The organism is Nocardioides sp. Kera G14 (genome assembly GCF_020715565.1).
Classification (GTDB): domain Bacteria; phylum Actinomycetota; class Actinomycetes; order Propionibacteriales; family Nocardioidaceae; genus Nocardioides.
Window position 1 is genome coordinate 497,136 of the sequence record NZ_CP085839.1, and the last position, 16,695, is coordinate 513,830.

15 protein-coding genes and 1 tRNA gene are annotated in these 16,695 nt (G+C 68.6%); 9 read left to right on the forward strand and 7 right to left on the reverse strand.

Annotation, left to right across the window (positions count from 1 at the left end):
• Nucleotides 1–33: 33 nt before the first annotated feature.
• The 4 genes from LH076_RS02530 to LH076_RS02545 all read left to right on the forward strand — a co-directional run bounded on the left by LH076_RS02530 (nucleotide 34) and on the right by LH076_RS02545 (nucleotide 2,646).
• Nucleotides 34–107: transfer RNA gene (locus LH076_RS02530), tRNA-Thr, on the forward strand.
• 461 nt (nucleotides 108–568) lie between these two features.
• Nucleotides 569–1,501 carry a hypothetical protein gene (locus LH076_RS02535; RefSeq protein WP_227782435.1) on the forward strand — a complete coding sequence of 311 codons (933 nt, stop codon included), beginning with the start codon at nucleotides 569–571 and terminating at the stop codon, nucleotides 1,499–1,501.
• Between the two features lie 280 nt (nucleotides 1,502–1,781).
• Nucleotides 1,782–2,087 carry an MGMT family protein gene (locus LH076_RS02540; RefSeq protein ID WP_227782436.1) on the forward strand — a complete coding sequence of 102 codons (306 nt, stop codon included), beginning with the start codon at nucleotides 1,782–1,784 and terminating at the stop codon, nucleotides 2,085–2,087.
• Entirely contained in the window at nucleotides 2,080–2,646 is a 567-nt protein-coding gene (locus tag LH076_RS02545; RefSeq protein ID WP_227782437.1) for a dienelactone hydrolase family protein, read from the forward strand. Before LH076_RS02540 ends, LH076_RS02545 begins: the two co-directional genes overlap by 8 nt.
• Here LH076_RS02545 and pdxY read toward each other — a convergent pair whose 3' ends face one another.
• A complete protein-coding gene (gene pdxY / locus LH076_RS02550; RefSeq protein ID WP_227782438.1) occupies nucleotides 2,647–3,495 on the reverse strand; it encodes a pyridoxal kinase PdxY in 849 nt (282 codons plus the stop codon). It lies immediately after the preceding gene.
• 11 nt (nucleotides 3,496–3,506) lie between these two features.
• Nucleotides 3,507–4,199, reverse strand: a complete 693-nt coding sequence (locus LH076_RS02555) for a uracil-DNA glycosylase (protein ID WP_227782439.1) — start codon at nucleotides 4,197–4,199, stop codon at nucleotides 3,507–3,509.
• Nucleotides 4,200–4,224: 25 nt separating this feature from the next.
• Here LH076_RS02555 and LH076_RS02560 point away from each other — a divergent pair, with 25 nt between their 5' ends.
• The gene (locus LH076_RS02560; RefSeq protein ID WP_227783564.1) at nucleotides 4,225–5,226 is read left to right on the forward strand and encodes an LLM class F420-dependent oxidoreductase; all 1,002 of its coding nucleotides are present in this window, start codon (nucleotides 4,225–4,227) and stop codon (nucleotides 5,224–5,226) included.
• Nucleotides 5,227–5,295: 69 nt separating this feature from the next.
• On the opposite strand, the gene LH076_RS02565 is transcribed toward LH076_RS02560, so the two are convergent.
• The 4 genes from LH076_RS02565 to LH076_RS02580 all read right to left on the reverse strand — a co-directional run bounded on the left by LH076_RS02565 (nucleotide 5,296) and on the right by LH076_RS02580 (nucleotide 10,617).
• The gene (locus LH076_RS02565) at nucleotides 5,296–6,588 is read right to left on the reverse strand and encodes an HNH endonuclease (protein ID WP_227782440.1); all 1,293 of its coding nucleotides are present in this window, start codon (nucleotides 6,586–6,588) and stop codon (nucleotides 5,296–5,298) included.
• 186 nt (nucleotides 6,589–6,774) lie between these two features.
• Nucleotides 6,775–8,205 carry a pyridoxal phosphate-dependent decarboxylase family protein gene (locus LH076_RS02570; RefSeq protein WP_227782441.1) on the reverse strand — a complete coding sequence of 477 codons (1,431 nt, stop codon included), beginning with the start codon at nucleotides 8,203–8,205 and terminating at the stop codon, nucleotides 6,775–6,777.
• Nucleotides 8,198–9,523 carry an MFS transporter gene (locus LH076_RS02575; RefSeq protein WP_227782442.1) on the reverse strand — a complete coding sequence of 442 codons (1,326 nt, stop codon included), beginning with the start codon at nucleotides 9,521–9,523 and terminating at the stop codon, nucleotides 8,198–8,200. Before LH076_RS02575 ends, LH076_RS02570 begins: the two co-directional genes overlap by 8 nt.
• Complete coding sequence (locus tag LH076_RS02580; protein ID WP_227782443.1) at nucleotides 9,520–10,617, reverse strand: alpha/beta fold hydrolase; 1,098 nt, start codon at nucleotides 10,615–10,617, stop codon at nucleotides 9,520–9,522. The genes LH076_RS02575 and LH076_RS02580 overlap by 4 nt, the downstream gene beginning before the upstream one ends.
• Nucleotides 10,618–10,671: 54 nt before the next feature.
• On the opposite strand from LH076_RS02580, the gene LH076_RS02585 reads away from it, so the two are divergent.
• Nucleotides 10,672–12,261: an FMN-binding glutamate synthase family protein gene (locus LH076_RS02585; protein ID WP_227782444.1), complete on the forward strand. Its 1,590-nt coding sequence runs from the start codon at nucleotides 10,672–10,674 to the stop codon at nucleotides 12,259–12,261.
• Here the strand turns inward: LH076_RS02585 and LH076_RS02590 are convergent.
• The gene (locus LH076_RS02590) at nucleotides 12,258–13,649 is read right to left on the reverse strand and encodes an alpha,alpha-trehalose-phosphate synthase (UDP-forming) (protein ID WP_227782445.1); all 1,392 of its coding nucleotides are present in this window, start codon (nucleotides 13,647–13,649) and stop codon (nucleotides 12,258–12,260) included. The genes LH076_RS02585 and LH076_RS02590 overlap by 4 nt on opposite strands.
• 105 nt (nucleotides 13,650–13,754) lie before the next feature.
• Here LH076_RS02590 and LH076_RS02595 point away from each other — a divergent pair, with 105 nt between their 5' ends.
• From LH076_RS02595 to LH076_RS02605, 3 genes are read left to right on the forward strand one after another with little or no spacing between them, the layout of a single operon-like run.
• A complete protein-coding gene (locus tag LH076_RS02595) occupies nucleotides 13,755–14,045 on the forward strand; it encodes a DUF3263 domain-containing protein (RefSeq protein WP_227782446.1) in 291 nt (96 codons plus the stop codon).
• A 2-nt stretch (nucleotides 14,046–14,047) separates the two neighbouring features.
• Nucleotides 14,048–14,569 (forward strand): LytR C-terminal domain-containing protein, encoded by a 522-nt coding sequence (locus tag LH076_RS02600; RefSeq protein WP_227782447.1) that lies wholly within the window; start codon nucleotides 14,048–14,050, stop codon nucleotides 14,567–14,569.
• A gap of 4 nt (nucleotides 14,570–14,573) precedes the next feature.
• Nucleotides 14,574–16,664: an acyltransferase family protein gene (locus LH076_RS02605; protein WP_227782448.1), complete on the forward strand. Its 2,091-nt coding sequence runs from the start codon at nucleotides 14,574–14,576 to the stop codon at nucleotides 16,662–16,664.
• Nucleotides 16,665–16,695 lie beyond the last annotated feature (31 nt).

Below are 16,695 nucleotides of genomic sequence, written 5' to 3' on the forward strand. Positions count from 1 at the left end.
TTCAATAGGATGCGTGGGCGCCTCCGGGCGCATGCCTCGTTAGCACAGTGGTCGTGCGGCGGCTTTGTAACCCGTTGACGTCGGTTCGATTCCGGCACGAGGCTCCAGATGGGCCCCAGTAAAACTTGCCCGTCCTCGTTGCGACCAGCAGTTCCACAGCCGTCCACTGGACGTTCTGGGCCAGCTCGAGCGGGGCCAATGAGATCGACCCTTAGGCGCGAACGTTCAGCTGCCCTTCCGACACGTTCTGCGACGCTCACGTAGCTTTGCCTACGAAGCTCAAAGGCACCGGTGCCGGAATGCAGACGACAAATCTATTCGAAGTATAAGTGGGCGAACCGTGGACCTTACTCCCGAAAAGATCAATGAAGCGTATCGTGTTCTCTGGAGCGACCCTCACACGGTGATTGACATTGCGTTGGAGACGAGTAAGCCGGTTTGATCTTGGCTAGGCGATGGTGAGGCAGTACGTATCCGTTCATAAGATCTCTCATCGACCATCGACTGCCACCGCTTCCCTTCCATTCACCGCCCCCAAGTGATTCAATCAATTCGAGGATCGTCCAAGTTGTCCATCAAGACGAGCGTCGGCGCCTTCTTTCTTGCCCCCGACGGTTTCAGGTTCACACCCGGAGTGGCCACGCCTTCAGTGAATACCCGGGGATTTGGGGTTGAACGGCTCGGTAATTCCCTCGCGGTGTGGGTCGGAGCATCGGAACGGGTGGAGGTTCTTGCGGAATACTTTCCCTTCCTGCGACCGGCAGACTCGATGGGATGGTCTCACTTCGCGGTCGTCGAGACTGAATTCGACGGGCCGATCTACTTATCCAATGGGAATGGTCGACCGGCCGGACGGCGAAGGCCGCTTCTCGTTGGTCCTGGCCTTTTCCAGGTGCAGGTCCGAATGGAGCCAGCCGCGACGTGGAAGGCTTCGGTGGCTGAGCGTGGCGGTGATACGGATGGCGAAGAGTTCTTCGACCAATACCTGATCGATATCTCGCCCATTGGACCCATCGATCAAGGTGCAATCGAAGGAGGGCACAGTAACGCCGAGCTAGAGCGGGTCAGTGCCGTGGGTCATCCTCAGTCCCGGCACATTAATTCATGCGACGGTTTTTACGTGCTTTTCAATTCGAGCATTTCGTTCGACGACGTCTTCGACTTCGTCGGAGGTGATGAAGTCCGGATCTTGCCCATCGAAGGGGCCGTCGCGATCACAACGCACGCCGCCTGGGAAGATGTCCGCGTGTCCGTTGAGTCTCGCGAGCAACCGCTGCCCGCAACGCAGCGAGAGGGCTGGGATTCCTACACGGAATCGGTAGTCCGTCTGATCGATGGGAGGCTGACGTTGGCTGATGAGGAGTACGACCCCGGCGAAGTGCCGCTGGTCTTAAGTTGCACGCCAGGGCCGAACCTTTTCCAAGTTCTGAGCCGTCTCGTGCACGGCGATGGTGGCGAGGAAGTCGAGGAGCATTTCGTCGCGTTGAGCCCGATCCATTAGGACGCAGGGGTGGGTCGCTGGCCTACTTGCGCTGAGGGCGGTCGTATTGTCCTGGAGCCGCTCCCTCCGGCGTGCGGAGCCAGTTTGGGCGCCGGGGTGATCGATAGGTCGGGCATCATCGGGCGGCGTAGTCGCCCACTACACGGCGACCCGGGTGCCCGGGTCTTGTCTTCTGACAGCTCGCAGGAGTGCGATGCGTGGACGCACACGTCGTACGGACCCTCATGCCTGGTCGCACTCGACTCGCCGGGTTGTCGGTCGCACTGGCTAGGGTCGAACCATGGCGGGGATCCCCGAGGACTACATCGAGGCCGTGCTGGCCGTCGTCGAGCGGGTGCCACCTGGCCATGCGGTGACGTACGGCGACATCGCGGAGTTCCTCGGACGCGGCGGGCCACGTGGCGTCGGAGGTGTCATGGCCCGGGACGGGCACGGCGTGCCGTGGTGGCGGGTGGTGCGGGCCAACGGCTCGTTGCCGCCGCACCTGATGATCGATGCGCAGGAGCACTGGCATGTCGAGGGCACTCCGGTCCATCGTGGAGTCATCGACCTGAAGGTTGCGAGATGGGAGATCACTGATGGCTGAGATCGTGCTGTTCCACCACTCCGGTGGCCTGACCGACGGCGTGCTCGACCTGGCGGAGAAGCTCCGCATCGTCGGGCACACGGTGCACACGCCCGACCTCTTCGAGGGGCGGACGTTCGGGAAGGTCGAGGAGGGCGTCGCCTACGCGAACGAGGTGGGCGAGGAGACGTTCGCCGACAGGGCGAGCGCCTTCGTCGACACGCTCTCCACCGACGAGCTCGTCTACGGCGGCCTCTCGATGGGCTGCGCCCGTGCGGCCGAGCAGGTGCTCTTCCGCGACGGCGCCCTTGCGGCCTTCTTCCTCTACGGCGTGGCCGACCCGGCCTGGTGGGACAAGACCTGGCCCGCCGACGTACCGGCCGAAGCCCACCTCACCGAAGAGGACCCGTGGCGGGAGCCGGAGGCGGAGGAGGGGTTCGTGAAGCACATCCCGAAGCACGACCTCTTCACCTATCCAGGTGAGGGACACCTCTTCCTCGAGCCCGGGCACCCGGACTACGACGAGGAGCTCGCCCACATCGTGACCAGCTCGATCATCGACTTCCTCGACGAGGTCTGATCACCGCAGTTGGCGGACGGTGAAGCGGGTCGGGGGAGCGGCGATGTCGTCCTGGGAGGCGACCAGCTCCAGCTCCCGGCGTCCGGACGCCAGCGTGCGCTCGAGGATCGCGAAGAGCGTGTTGGCGGTCCGCTCGAGCGCGACCGGCGTGGAGCCCTCCGACAGCAGGTGAGCGAGGTAGACCGCCGCGGTCACGTCTCCGCCGCCGTTGGGCGTGATCGGGAGCAGCGGCGTCGTCACGGCCCAGGCGCCGGTCTCGTCGACCGCCACGAGGTCGAGCGAGCGGTCGTCGGAGGTGACCACCGACGTGACCAGCACGTTGGACGGCCCCGTCGCTCGCACGACGTCGACCGCGGCGAGCACCTCGTCCAGGGTGCCGCTCGACTCGACGCCCGCGAGGAAGTTGAGCTCGAAGTGGTTCGGCGTGATCACGTCAGCCGCCGGCACGACGGAGTCCCGCATGAACTCCGGGATCCCCGCAGCCACGAACATCCCGCGCCCGACATCGCCCATCACCGGGTCGCAGGCGTACAGCGCACGCGGATTGGCGTCCTTGACCCGACGTACGGCCTCCAACACGATCGCCCCGACGGCAGGACCGCCCTGGTAGCCCGAGAGCACCGCCGACACGCTCGGCAGCACGCCGCGCTCGTCGATCCCGTCGATCACGGCAGCGACGTCATCGCCCGCGATCACCGGCCCACGCCACTCGCCGTAGCCCGTGTGATTGCTGAAGTTCACCGTCAGCACCGGCCAGACCTCGTGGCCCAGCCGCTGCAGCGGGAAGACGGCTGCGGAGTTGCCGACGTAACCGAACGCGACGTGGGATTGGATCGAGAGGATCTGCATGCCTCCCAGTCTCACGCCGAGGGCAACGACCAGTCCATTTCGTCAGCGCCCTGTGCCCGCAACAGCTCGTTGGCCCGGGAGAAGGGACGCGAGCCGAAGAAGCCCCGATGGGCCGACAGGGGCGACGGATGTGGTGACTCGATGACCGGGATCTCACCCAGCAGCGGGCGCAGCGTCTGCGCCGGCCGGCCCCAGAGGATCGCCACCAGCGGCCCACCACGGGCAGCGAGCGCCGTGATCGCCGCCGCCGTGATCGCCTCCCAGCCCTTGCCTGCGTGGGATGCCGGCGCCCCCGGCCGCACCGTCAGCGACCGGTTGAGCAGCATCACGCCGCGGTCGGCCCACGGCGAGAGGTCACCGTGCTCGGGCGGCCTCACGCCGAGGTCGGATGCCAGCTCCTGGTAGATGTTGCGCAGCGACGCGGGCAGCGGGCGCACCGAGGCGTCCACCGCGAACGAGAGCCCGATCGCATGTCCCGGAGTGGGGTAGGGGTCCTGGCCCACGATCAGCACGCGTACGTCGGCCAGCGGCCGTTGGAAGGCACGGAAGATGTGGTCTCCCTCAGGGAGGTAGGGCCGTCCCTTGGCGAGCTCCTCGCGCAGGAAACTGCCCAGTACGCCGATCTGCGCGTCGACCGGCGCAAGTGCTTCCGCCCAGTCGGGTGCCATGAGACCGCGGGAGACGAGTCCAGCGAGAGCGCTCATGGAGACGGAGGCTAACGTGACGAGCATGCGATTCGGTGTCTTCATCCCGCAGGGCTGGCGCTTCGACCTCGTCGGTGTCCCCGACGCCGACCAGTGGCGTGTGATGCGTGACCTTGCCCAGCACGCCGACGGTGTCGACGGCTGGGAGAGCCTCTGGGTCTACGACCACTTCCACACCACGCCGCAGCCGAGCGAGGACGCGACGCACGAGGCCTGGACGCTGATGTCGGCGTTCGCCGCGTCGACCGAGCGGATCCGGCTCGGGCAGATGTGCACGTGCATGGCGTACCGCAACCCGGCCTACCTTGCGAAGGTCGCCGCGACGATCGACCACGTCTCCGGCGGCCGACTCGAGATGGGTATCGGCGGCGGCTGGTACGAGCACGAGTGGCGCGCCTACGGCTACGGCTTCCCGGGTCCGAAGGAGCGGCTCGGCCGACTGCGCGAGGGAGTGCAGATCTTCCAGCAGGGATGGACCACCGGCAGCTCGACGCTCGACGGCGAGTACTACCAGGTCGACGGCGCCCTGTGCCGTCCGCTGCCCCTGCAGCGCACGAGCCCGCGCAACAACATCCCGATGTGGATCGCCGGTGGCGGCGAGAAGGTCACGCTGAGGATCGCCGCGCAGTACGCCGACTACACCAACTTCGACGGCACGCCCGAGGGCTTCGCGCACAAGTCATCACTGCTCCAGGAGCACTGTGTCACCCTCGGCCGCGACTTCGACGAGATCACGCGGAGCGCCAACTACAACATCTTCATCGGTGCCGATCAGGCCGAGGTCGACGAGCGGCTCGCGTGGTTCAAGGAGCACCTGACCCAGAGCCTCGGGGAGAAGGCAGCCGCCGAGTACAGCCGGAGGGTCAGCGAGCAGGGCCTGGTCGGCACGCCCGACCAGATCATCGAGAGGCTGACCGCCGCGGAGAAGCTGGGCATGAGCTACGCCATCACCTACTTCCCCGAGGCGGCCTACGACAGGTCGGGTCAGGAGCTTTTCGAGTCGCAGGTGCTTCCCGCGCTCGCGTGAGGCCGTTCGACGTTGCATCCCTGCCGATGAGAGGGCTTCCGGGGGAGCTACGGGCGCGGACGGCTGACGTCAGGCGGCGAGTTCGAGGTCGGCGTCGTAGCCGATGACTAAGTGGGGCCGTCGCGGGATAGCGGGGCCGGTCGAAGCCGAGGGTGTGAGCAGGGGTGGTGGGTGGCTGGGCTGGTGGCCGATGACCTGTTTGGCCCAGTTGCACTGGCGGCAGTAGCCCTGGGCATTGACTGCTGAGGTCTCTCCACCGTCGGCCCAGTCGTGGACGTGGTCGATGTGGCCGATCCTTGCGCCGCAGCCCGGTGTCCTGCAGAGCTGATCGCGGAGTCGGATGAACCGGGCGAGGGCTTGGGGGAAGAGCCGGGCCTTGGATTCCATCGCGACCAGTTCACCGGTCTCGGGGGCGGTGAAGAGGCGACGGAGTTCGACCTTCTGCACATCGAGGACCGCGGTCTCGATGAGCCGCTTGGCGAGTTGGTTCGGGATGGGACCGTGTCCGACGAGCATCGCGGGCTGGGTGTGGTCGCCGTCCAGCAGGGCTTCGGCGGTCATGAGGAGGTTGATCGTGACCGGGTGGGCCGGCTGCTCGAGGGCGACCGTCTCCGCTCCGCTGCCGGCGCCAGTGAGGCGGGCGATGAGGGTGTCGACCATGACCTGGGCACGGGTGGCGTCGACCCCGAGCGCGATCGCGGTGTCCGCAGCAGCACCAAGACTGTCCTTGACAGCCGCGAGCTGCTCGATGGGCATGAGTGCTTTGAGCCAACCCATCCCGTCGCCACGGTCGGTGGGCTGGGCGCTGATGTGCCGGTCCTCGACCGCCTTGTCCCGACGCCGGACGACGGCGTCCTCGTCCAACGCGAGGGCGAGGGTCTGGGCGCGGTGGGCGATCTTCCGGGTGCCCATCTCCTTAAGACCGGGTGTGGCGGCGAAGCGGGTGTCGAAGGTCAGCCGGTCAGGGGCCTCGAGGATCGAGGCCTCGCGTGCGACGAGGGTCGCCTGGTGCTCGGAGAGGTCACCGGCACAGAACGACTGAAAGGTCTGCGGCAGGGCACGGAGTTGCTTGGCCAGGGCCACGACGGTGCGGCCGTAGGCCGGGGAGATCCGACGGGACCGAGCCACCAGCTCAGCGACACCTTTGCCCTGCCGTGAGACCGGGACGCCCTGCGCGGCGGCACGCTCACGCAGGAGCCGGTCGACCTGGAGGGCGAGTTTGGCCTGTCGGGCCTCGATCTGATGCTTGAGGGTCTCAAGCTCATCGAGCTCGGCGCAGATGTCGTCAAGGCCACCGTCGACCGGGCCGGTGACGGCCACCCCGAAGCCACGGATCTGCTCCGTGGTGAGGGTGCCGGTCATCGCTTCTCCCGGGTCGGCGTGACGATTGATGCTTGCGCCGATCTTAACATGAGCGTCAACTGGGCGCAAGGCTCTGTCGCGGGAGCTATGTGTGAGAGCTGTGAAGGCATGCGGCACGGGCGAGCTGCCGCTGACGTCGCGACGTGCTTCCCGTGGCTCCGCATCGGCGCCGGCAAGCGGCCTTGACTAGGGCCTGACCGGGCGGCTCAGCTGGTCGACGAACGACCGGACCACGGCCTCGCGGGTGGCCGGAGCGGCGAGGTCGAGCAGGGCGTTGATCGGGGCCATCCGCTCCGGCAGGCCATCACCGGTGCCGAGGCCGGCGGCGGCGAGGATGCCCTCGAACTCCTCGTCGGAGAGTGCCGACACATCCAACGACCGGACGAAGTCGGCGATCCCCCGGTCGACCTCGACCGGCCCGAGCGCCCTCGCCGCGCTCACCGAGTCAGCCAGTGCTGACAGGAAGTCGGAGACGTGCGGGAGTGTGGCTGCCGACAGCGAGAGGTGGGCGTTGGCCGGCGAGGCGCCGTAGGAGAGCTGCGGCTGGACGTGCCAGCCTCGCTGGTTGATCTCGTCGATGAGGGTGAAGACGTCGAGGGAGTCGTCGGTCGCCACCGCGAGCAGGGTCGAGTCGGGCTCGGCCAGGAGCCTCAGGCCGTCGATCGCGGCGATCCCCGCGACGAGTCGGTCGGTCGCCTCGAACACCTGACGCGCAAGCTCGAGGTAGCCCGCATCGCCCAACTGCTGCACCACCGCCCAGGCCCCGGCCAGGGGCCCGCCCGACTTGGTCGACTGCAGGGTCGTGTTGATCACCGTGTAGCCCGGCCACGAGGCCGTCGCATAGAGCTGCGGCCGGCGCAGCTCCGGAGTCCGATGGAGCAGGATCGAGGTGCCCTTGGGGGCATAGCCGTACTTGTGCGTGTCCATCGAAATCGAGGTGACGCCCGGCACCGCGAACGTCCACGGCTCGACCTCGCGTCCGAGCCGAGCACCGAAGGGCAGCACCCAGCCACCGATGCAGGCGTCGACGTGGCATCGCACACCGCGTGCGGCGGCGGTCGCGGCGATCGCGGTCACCGGGTCGATGACGCCGTGCGCGTACGACGGCGCGCTGGCCACCATCAGGATCGTGCGGTCGACGTCCTCCTCGAGCGCCGCAGCCATCGCCGCCGCATCGGCTCGGAAGTCCTCGCCCACCTCGACCACGACCGCCTCGACGCCGAAGTAGTGCGCCGCCTTGTGGAACGCCGCATGGGCGGTCGACGGGATCACCATCCGCGGCCGCGTGACGTCGGGCCGGGAGTCGCGGGCGGCGACCACCGCCAGCAGGACCGACTCGGTGCCACCTGAGGTGACCGTCCCCACCGCCGAGGGCGGGCCGTCGACGAGCGAGAGGGCATAGCCCACCAGCTCGTTCTCCAGCTGCACCAGGCTCGGGAAGGCAGACGGATCCAGTCCGTTGGAGCCGGCATAGGCGGCGACCGCCTCGCGTGCGACCCGGTCGACCTCCGGCAGGCCGGAGTCGTAGACATAGGCGAGGGTGCGGCCGCCGTGCACCGGCAGGTCGCGCTGCTGGGCGGCCAGCAGCCGGCCCAGGACGTCGGACGGGTCAGGCATCGGTGCCCTCCTTGAGCGAGTACGAACGCAGCCAGAAGAGGCTGGCGGCGACCAGCAGCGCCGGCAGGACCGAGAAGCCGAGCACGATCGCGGTGACGGCACTCGACGGCTGCGTGACCTCACCGCCGTCGGAGGACACGTAGCCGCCGAGGGCGAGGATGAGCGCATAGAGGCCGGGGCCGACCGCGAGCCCGAGCGTCTCCCCGGCGGTCCAGATGCCGGTGAAGATCCCGATCCGGCTCTCGCCGGAGAGCTCCGCGTCGCGGGCGGCGACATCCGGCAGCATCGCCATCGGGAAGACCTGCGCACCGGCGTAACCGATGCCGACCACCGCGACAGCCACGAACGTCACCCCGTGAGGCAGCGACCGCGCACCGACGAGCACGACGGTCGCGACGATGAGGAGCAGGGAGGCGACGACGTACGACCGCTTCTTCCCGATCCGGCGAGCGACCGCAGCCCACAGGGGCGTGAGCAGCAGGCCGGGTCCGACGAAACAGACGAAGAGGATCGTCGACAGCCCGTCCGCGTTGTCGCGCGAGGCGTCCGCGAGCACGTGGCGGGCCAGATAGTCGACGCCCGCGAGCATCGCGCCGAAAGCCAGGGCCTGCACCACGAAGGTGGTGAGCAGTACGCGGAAGTCCCGCACCCGTGCGACCAGGGCCAGCTGGGAGCGGAGCCCGCCGGCCGCAGGCGCCACCGTGGTGGAGGACGCGTTGCGCGTGCCGACGTACGCCGCCAGCACCCCCACCAGCATGACGACCGCCATGACGAGGCCCATCACGCGATAGCCGTCGCGGCCTCCGATCGCGTCGCGGATCGCAGGCGCCGAACCGCCGGCGATCAGGATCGCGAGGGCGAGCAGGACGACCCGCCACGCGAGCAGTCGCGTGCGTTCGACGGGCGAGTCCGTGAGCTCGGCGGGCATGGCGACGTAGGGCACCTGGAAGAAGGCGTACGCCGTCGCGGTGGCCACGAACGCGACCAGCACCCACAGCGTCGTCAGTGCCATCGGCAGGTGCGGTGCGGCGAAGATCAGTCCGAAGCCGACCACGAGTCCCAGGCCACCGCGCAACAGCCACGGACGTCGGGGTCCACGTGCGTCCACCGTGCGGTCGGAGATGCGGCCGGCGATCGGGTTGAGCACGACGTCCCATGCCTTCGGCAGCAGCAGGACGAGGCCGGCGAACAGGGGCGCGACGCCGACGGTGTCGGTCAGGTAGGGCAACAGCATCAGGCCCGGCACGGTGCCGAACGCGCCTGTTGCGACGGAGCCGGCCCCGTAACCGAGGCGGGTCCGTGTGGGCAGCGAGGTCACCGAGAGGTCACTCCGCTGACGCGCCCGTCATGGTCACGCATCCACTCGTCGAACATCGGCCAGGTGGTACGTCGTGCGGCCCGTCCCGTGAGCATGCCGAGATGCCCGCCCGGCACGATGTCGAAGCGGACCTCCTCGGCGCTGCTGAGCAGCGGCACGATCGCCTCGACCGACTTCACGGGCGCGATGGCGTCGGTGGCGCCGGCGAAAATGCGCGTCGGAACGGTGAGCCGGTCGAGCTCGATGAAGCGGTCGCCCACCTCGACCCGGCCGTCCATCATCACGTTGCTGCGGAAGAAGCGGTGGTAGAGCTGCCCGAAGGACCGGCCGGGATAGGCCGTCATGTTGGCGGTGAAGTGGTCGACGGCCTCGATCTGGGCGAGGAAGTCGGTGTCGCCGAGATGCGTGGCGATGGCCCAGGGCTTGGTGAGCACCTTGTCGACCGAGCTGAGCTGGAAGACCCACTTCACGATCGGCTTCGGTGCCGACCCGATGAGCTGATAGCCGGTCGTGATGATCCGCCCGTTCGTGAAGTCCACCAGCGGGCGGAAGGGTGCCACGAGCGGCACCCGCGTCACGTCGAAGGGTGACCCGAAGATCGTCAGCGAGGCGACGGGCAGATCCGGGGCGTCGGCCACGGCCAGCGTCGCGAAGATCCCGCCGAGCGACCAGCCGGCGACGTGCACCGGACGTCCGCCCGCGTCGCGCGAGACCGCGCGGATCGCCTCGGGCAGCAGCTCGTCGACCCAGTGCTCGATGCCCATCGACCTGTCGCGGAAGGAGATCTGCCCGTAGTCCACGAGGTACGTCGGCCGCCCGGTCGACACCAGGTGCTCGACCAGTGAGCACCCCCGTCGCAGGTCGTAGCAGAGGGCCGGTGCGGCCAGCGGCGGCACCAGCAGCACGGGGTCACCGACCTGCGTGACACCGGCGACGGGGCGATAGCGGTAGACCTCACGCAGCCAGCCCTCGTCGATCAGGGCCTTCGGCATCGGCCGGAGGTCGGCGATGCCGCCGTACATCACCTTGTGCGCCACGTTTCCGGCGGCCGACGTCAAGGTGGACCGGGACGGAACGCGAGGGAGCAGGCTCACGTGGACGAACCTAGTGCGTTGACGCCGACCCCGGCGAGGAGTAGACCCGCACGTGTGAAGCTCAGCGCCGTGGTGGGTGGGGCAGCGGTGGCCGTGGGTGCCGTTGCTGCGCGCGACCTGATCCAGAAGAAGCACGCCCTGCAACGGAACTTCCCCGTGATCGCCCATCTCCGGTGGCTGCTCGAGGAGATCGGCCCGGAGCTGCGGCAGTACATCGTGACGAGCAACGAGGAGGAACGGCCGTTCAGCCGCGACTCCCGGCGCTGGGTGTATGCAAGCAGCAAGGGCGAGAACAACTACTTCGGCTTCGGTACCGACGTCGACACCGAGCACATCCAGGGCCACGCCTACATCAAGCAGCGCACCTTCGCCGACAGGCTGCCCGACGACCACGACAGGAGCGCCACGCTGCCCAGCGCCAAGGTGCTCGGCGGTCCGCGCGGACGGGCCAAGGCGTTCCGCCCGAACTCGATCGTCAACGTCAGCGCGATGAGCTTCGGATCCCTGTCGGGCAACGCGATCACGGCCCTCAACAAGGGCGCCGCGCTGGCAGGCGCGATGCACAACACCGGTGAGGGCGGCCTCTCGGACTACCACCGCAACGGCGCCGACCTCGTGCTGCAGATCGGGACGGCGTACTTCGGCTGTCGCGACGAGCGCGGGAACTTCGACCTCGAGCGACTCAAGGACCTGGTCGCCGGGGCGCCGGTGAAGGCGATCGAGATCAAGCTCAGCCAGGGAGCCAAGCCGGGTCTCGGCGGACTGCTGCCGGGTGTCAAGGTGACATCGGAGATCGCCACGATCCGTGGCATCCCGCAGGGCAAGGACTGTGCCTCGCCGAGCCGGCACACGACCTTCCGGGACGTGGACTCCATGCTGGACTGGGTCGAGCTGCTCGCCGCCGAGACGGGTGTGCCGGTCGGCATCAAGTCTGCAGTGGGGGAGATGGGCTTCTGGCACGACCTGGCCGCGCACATGGAGAGCGGCGAGCGTGGCGTGGACTTCGTGACCATCGACGGCGGCGAGGGCGGCACGGGTGCCGCGCCGCTGCTCTTCACCGACTCGGTCTCACTGCCCTGGCGGATGGGTTTCGCGCGTGCCTACGGTGCCTTCGCCGAGTCGGGCATCACCGACCGCGTGACGTTCATCGGGAGCGGCAAGCTTGGCCTTCCGGACAACGCGGTCGTGGCCTTCGCGCTCGGCGCCGACATGATCAACGTGGCCCGCGAGGCGATGCTCTCGGTCGGGTGCATCCAAGCCCAGCGCTGCCACACCGACAGGTGCCCGACGGGGGTCGCCACCCAGAACGCCTGGCTCGCCCGGGGCCTCGACCCGCCCGACAAGGGCGTCCGGGCCGGCACCTACCTGACCACGCTGAGGAGGGACCTGCTCAAGGTCAGCGCCGCGATCGGTGTGGTGCACCCGGGCCTCATCACGACCAACGACGTCGACATCCTCAACGGCGACTACGAGGCGCGCTCGCTCGCCGCGGTCTACGACTACAAGGACGGCTGGGGCGAGCTGGGGGAGGACCTCAAGCGCGAGATCACCGTCCTCATGCGCCCGCACTCGACCTTCGACGAGCAGGAACAGCCCGAGGTCACCGGTCCCTCGGGACCGGAGGAGGCGAAGAACGCCGGTTAGAGCTGTCGGCTCTCCAGGTCCGCCATGAACGACTTCGCCCACGCGGCGACATCGTGCGTCCGCACGGTGGCGCGCATCGCCTTCATCCGGCGCTTCAGCTCGGCGTCGTCGGCCTGGTGGGCCTCGAGGAGCGCGGCCTTCATGCCGTTGAGGTCGTAGGGGTTGATCAGCCACGCTTGGCGCAGCTCCTCCGCGGCACCGGCGAACTCGGAGAGGACGAGCGCGCCGTCGTCGTTGATCCGGGTGGCGACGTACTCCTTGGCGACGAGGTTCATGCCGTCGCGGTACGGCGTCACGACCATGATGTCGGCCATCCGGTAGAGCGCCGCCATCTCCTCACGCGGGTAGGAGGAGTGCATGTAGTGGATCGCGGGCTGGCCGATGCGGCCGAGGTCGCCGTTGAGCCGGCCGACCATCATCTCGAGCTCGTCGCGCAGGGTGATGTACTCCTCGACGGCCTCGCGGGAGGGCACGGCGACCTGGACGAAGATGGCGTCCTCGACGTCGAAGTGGCCGTCCTCCATGAGCTCGCCGAAGGCCTTGAGTCGGGCGAGGATGCCCTTGGTGTAGTCGAGGCGGTCGCAGCCGAGGAAGACCTTGCGCGGATTGCCGAGCGCCTCGCGGAGCTCCTTGGCGCGGGCCTCGACAGCCGGAGACTTGGCCAGCTCCTCATAGCCCTCGAAGTCGATGGAGATCGGGTACGCCGACGCCCGCACCCGACGCCCGTCGGGAAGGATCACGTCCTCACCCTCGGTCGGATGCCCGACCCGGTGGTTCACGAGCCGCCGGAAGTTCGCGGCGGCCTCGGGGAGCTGGAAGCCGACCAGGTCGGCGCCGAGCAGGCCCTCGAGGATCTGACGGCGCCACGGCAGCTGCTGGAAGAGCTCGGCGGGTGGGAAGGGGATGTGGAGGTAGAAGCCGATCCGGAGGTCGGGGCGCAGCTCGCGCAGCATCGCCGGCACCAGTTGCAGCTGGTAGTCGTGGACCCAGACGGTGGCGTTCTCGCCGGCGACCTCGGCCACCTTGGCGGCGAAGCGCCGATTGACCCTCTGGTAGGAGTCCCACCACTCGCGGTGGAACATCGGCTTGGCCACCAGATCGTGGTAGAGCGGCCACAGCGTGCCGTTCGACATGCCCTCGTAGTAGCCGTTGATGTCGGCCTCCGACATGGCGACGGGGATGAGCCGCAAACCCCCGGTCTCGAAGGGCTCGAGCTCCTCGTCGGTGCCTCCCGGCCACCCGACCCAGACGCCGTCGTTCTCACGCAGCACCGGCTCGAGCGCGCTCACGAGACCGCCCGGGGAGGTCCGCCAGCCGGGCTCGCCACCTGCCAGCTCGACCCGGTCCACGGGGAGCCGGTTCGCCACCACCACGAGGTCGACCGACATATCTGTGACCCTACAGGGAGAGCCAATTGACCTCATTGGTCCCAAACGTCACAGCCGGGCGGGTTGAACTACATCTCTGTGATTCGCTCGTCTACAGTGAAGGACATGTCTGCGACGCCTGCCCACCACGAGCCCGTGGTCACGAGTGAGCTCAGCGACCGCGACCGCGAGATCCTCGACTTCGAGCGCCAGTGGTGGAAGTTCGCCGGCGCGAAGGAGGCCGCGGTCCGCGAGAAGTTCGACATGTCGGCGACGCGGTACTACCAGGTCCTCAACGCGCTGATCGATCGTCCCGAGGCGCTCGAGGCCGACCCGCTCCTCGTCCGCCGCCTGCGCCGCCTGCGTGCTGCCCGCCAGCGCCAGCGCTCCGCGCGCAGGCTCGGCTTCGAAGTCTGATCATGACGCGCCACACCCAGCGCGGAGTGGTCCTGCCGTCGCCGGTGGTGCTGCTCAGCATCCTCGCCGTCGTGATGGCCGCCATCGCCTTCGTCGTCACCCGGGGTGGCGGCGACGACACCGTGGACATCCCGACCACGACGATCTCCTCCACCGCCGACCCGAGCGGCCCGGCGAGCGACTCGCAGGCGACCTCGACCCCGACCGTCGCCCCGCCGGCGACCACCTCGGCCGCGCCGAAGCCGCTGAACCGGAAGAAGTACCAGGTCGTCGTCTTCAACAACACCTCGATCCACGGCCTGGCCGCCACGGTCAGCGACCAGGTGGAGAAGGCCGGCTGGACCGTCGTCGGCGCCGACAACTGGTACGGCTCCATCCCGAAGACCACGGTCTACTACCCGGCCGACGACAAGGACGCTGCCAAGCAGCTCGCCCTCGACCTCGGCATCAAGCGCACCGCCCCGGCCGAGAAGCCGATGTCGACGTCACGGCTCACGATCATCCTCACGGGCCCGCTGAAGTAGGACCATGACGGCGGTTGTCGAGCCGGTCGTCGAGGCCGAGGTCCCTGTCGCGGTCGAGCCGGCCGTCGACGTACCTCCGAGGAGGCGGAAGCGGGGTGACGTCCAGGGCCTGCGTGCCCTCGCCGTGGCCCTCGTGGTCGCCGACCACATGGGCATTCCCGGCTTCGGGGGCGGCTTCCTCGGGGTCGACGTCTTCTTCGTCATCTCCGGCTTCCTCATCACCGGCCTCGTCCTGCACGAGGCCAAGGCGCGCGGGGGCGTCTCCCTCGTCGGCTTCTACGCCCGGCGCGCCCGCCGGGTCCTGCCCGCCGCCACCCTGGTCCTCCTCACCACCCTCGTCGTCTGTGCGTACGTCGACTCCCTGGAGCGCACCCACCAGGCCGGTGAGGACGCGCTGTGGGCCGCCGGCTTCCTCGCCAACATCCACTTCGCACTGCAGGGCACCGACTACTTCGCCTCGTCGACGCCGTCGCTCTTCCAGCACTACTGGTCGCTGGCCGTGGAGGAGCAGTTCTACCTCGTCTGGCCCCTGCTGCTGGCGGTGCTCGTCCGCCTCCGCACCCACAAGTGGCTGATGCTCGCGATCGTCGCGACCGCCACTGCAGCGTCGTTCGCGTGGTCACTCCACGTCACGCCGCTCGACCCGACGACCGCCTACTTCAACACGCTGGCCCGCGGTTTCGAGCTCGGCGGCGGCGCCTGCCTGGCGGTGCTCGCCCCTCGTTTCCCGCGCTGGCTGCAGTGGACCCTCGGCCTCGCGGGCGCCGCAGGGATCGCCGTCTCGGTGGCGACCATGACCGGCGAGACACCCTTCCCCGGCTGGCAGGCAGGCGTGCCGGTGCTGGCGACGATGGCGCTGCTCGCGGCGCCCACCGGCCCCATCTCCCAGCTGCTCCGGCTCGCCCCGCTCCGCGCGCTCGGCACGATCTCCTTCTCGGTCTACCTCTGGCACTGGCCGGTGCTGCAGCTCGCGCCGGCGAAGCTGCCCGCACACTGGTCGACCCTGCAGACCGACCTCGTCCTCGCCGGGATCATCCTCGGCCTCTCGACGCTCTCCTGGTTGGCCCTCGAGGTGCCGTTCCAGCGCTCGTGGATCCCGCTGCTCCGCCGTCGTGGGGCCCTCGCACTATGGCCCGTGACCATCGGTCTCGTCGTCGCCGCCGTCCTGGGTGCCAACGCCTGGTCGACGCACCAGCTCGAGGAGCGCAACAGGGCCGCAGAGGCCTGGCAGAAGGAGCACCCGGCAGTTGCCGCCGTCGTCCCCACCGAGACGCTGGCAGACAGGATCCAGGCAGCTGTCGTGCAGGCCAAGGCCGGCGCCCCACTGCCCGCCTTCGACCCGGCGGAGCACAGGGCCGACTTCTGGCGCACGCACTTCGGCTGCTACGCCGACAACAGCGCCAGCGCCGCCCCCGCGTGCGTGTACGGCGACACGACGGCCACGCGCACCGTCGTGGTCCAGGGCGACTCCCACGCCGGCATGTGGCTGCCCGCCCTCGACCAGATCGGCAAGGCCCAGCACTTCCGCATTGTGCCGCTCGTGAAGCTGGGCTGCGCGCCCTTCTTCGTGCCGCAGACCATGAACGACAAGCCGTTCCCGACCTGTGCGGCGTTCCGTGACTGGGCGGTCGGCCAGGTGAAGGCACTGCGCCCGGATGCGGTGATCGTCGGCTACCGCGGCCTCTACGACACCTCCCCCTGGTCGGGGCAGACGATGGAGCAGACGTGGACAGGTGGGGTCCGCAAGCTGCTGACCCAGGAGGTCCCGGCTGCCGGCAAGGTCGTCGTCCTCGGCGACATTCCGACGAGATCCGTGGCTCTCGACGCATGTGCCACGACGCCAGGCAACACCCAGGCGTCCTGCCTCGCGCCGGCCACCGGTTCCGGCGTGACCAGCAACCCGCTGACGCAGACCGTGGCGGCGGAGACCGGCGCGAGCTTCGTCGACACCGTCCCGCTGGTCTGTGCCGACGGACAGTGCCCGGCCGCCGTGGGCGAGGCATGGACCTACTTCGACGAGGACCACCTCTCGGCCTCGTGGGCGAGCTCCGCGAGCGACGAGCTCGCGGCGCGGATCGGGTCGCTGTTCGACTGACGTTCACCACGTGTGGTGAACGTGACTTTCT

What these genes read in the sequence shown, in the direction of transcription:
- LH076_RS02560 (WP_227783564.1), top strand. Translation starts at nt 4,225, where the DNA reads ATGCGATTCGGTGTCTTCATCCCGCAGGGCTGGCGCTTCGACCTCGTC.
- LH076_RS02600 (WP_227782447.1), top strand. Translation starts at nt 14,048, where the DNA reads ATGACGCGCCACACCCAGCGCGGAGTGGTCCTGCCGTCGCCGGTGGTG.
- LH076_RS02590 (WP_227782445.1), bottom strand. Translation starts at nt 13,649, where the DNA reads ATGTCGGTCGACCTCGTGGTGGTGGCGAACCGGCTCCCCGTGGACCGG.
- LH076_RS02545 (WP_227782437.1), top strand. Translation starts at nt 2,080, where the DNA reads ATGGCTGAGATCGTGCTGTTCCACCACTCCGGTGGCCTGACCGACGGC.
- LH076_RS02570 (WP_227782441.1), bottom strand. Translation starts at nt 8,205, where the DNA reads ATGCCTGACCCGTCCGACGTCCTGGGCCGGCTGCTGGCCGCCCAGCAG.
- LH076_RS02540 (WP_227782436.1), top strand. Translation starts at nt 1,782, where the DNA reads ATGGCGGGGATCCCCGAGGACTACATCGAGGCCGTGCTGGCCGTCGTC.
- LH076_RS02565 (WP_227782440.1), bottom strand. Translation starts at nt 6,588, where the DNA reads ATGACCGGCACCCTCACCACGGAGCAGATCCGTGGCTTCGGGGTGGCC.
- pdxY (WP_227782438.1), bottom strand. Translation starts at nt 3,495, where the DNA reads ATGCAGATCCTCTCGATCCAATCCCACGTCGCGTTCGGTTACGTCGGC.
- LH076_RS02595 (WP_227782446.1), top strand. Translation starts at nt 13,755, where the DNA reads ATGTCTGCGACGCCTGCCCACCACGAGCCCGTGGTCACGAGTGAGCTC.
- LH076_RS02555 (WP_227782439.1), bottom strand. Translation starts at nt 4,199, where the DNA reads ATGAGCGCTCTCGCTGGACTCGTCTCCCGCGGTCTCATGGCACCCGAC.
- LH076_RS02605 (WP_227782448.1), top strand. Translation starts at nt 14,574, where the DNA reads ATGACGGCGGTTGTCGAGCCGGTCGTCGAGGCCGAGGTCCCTGTCGCG.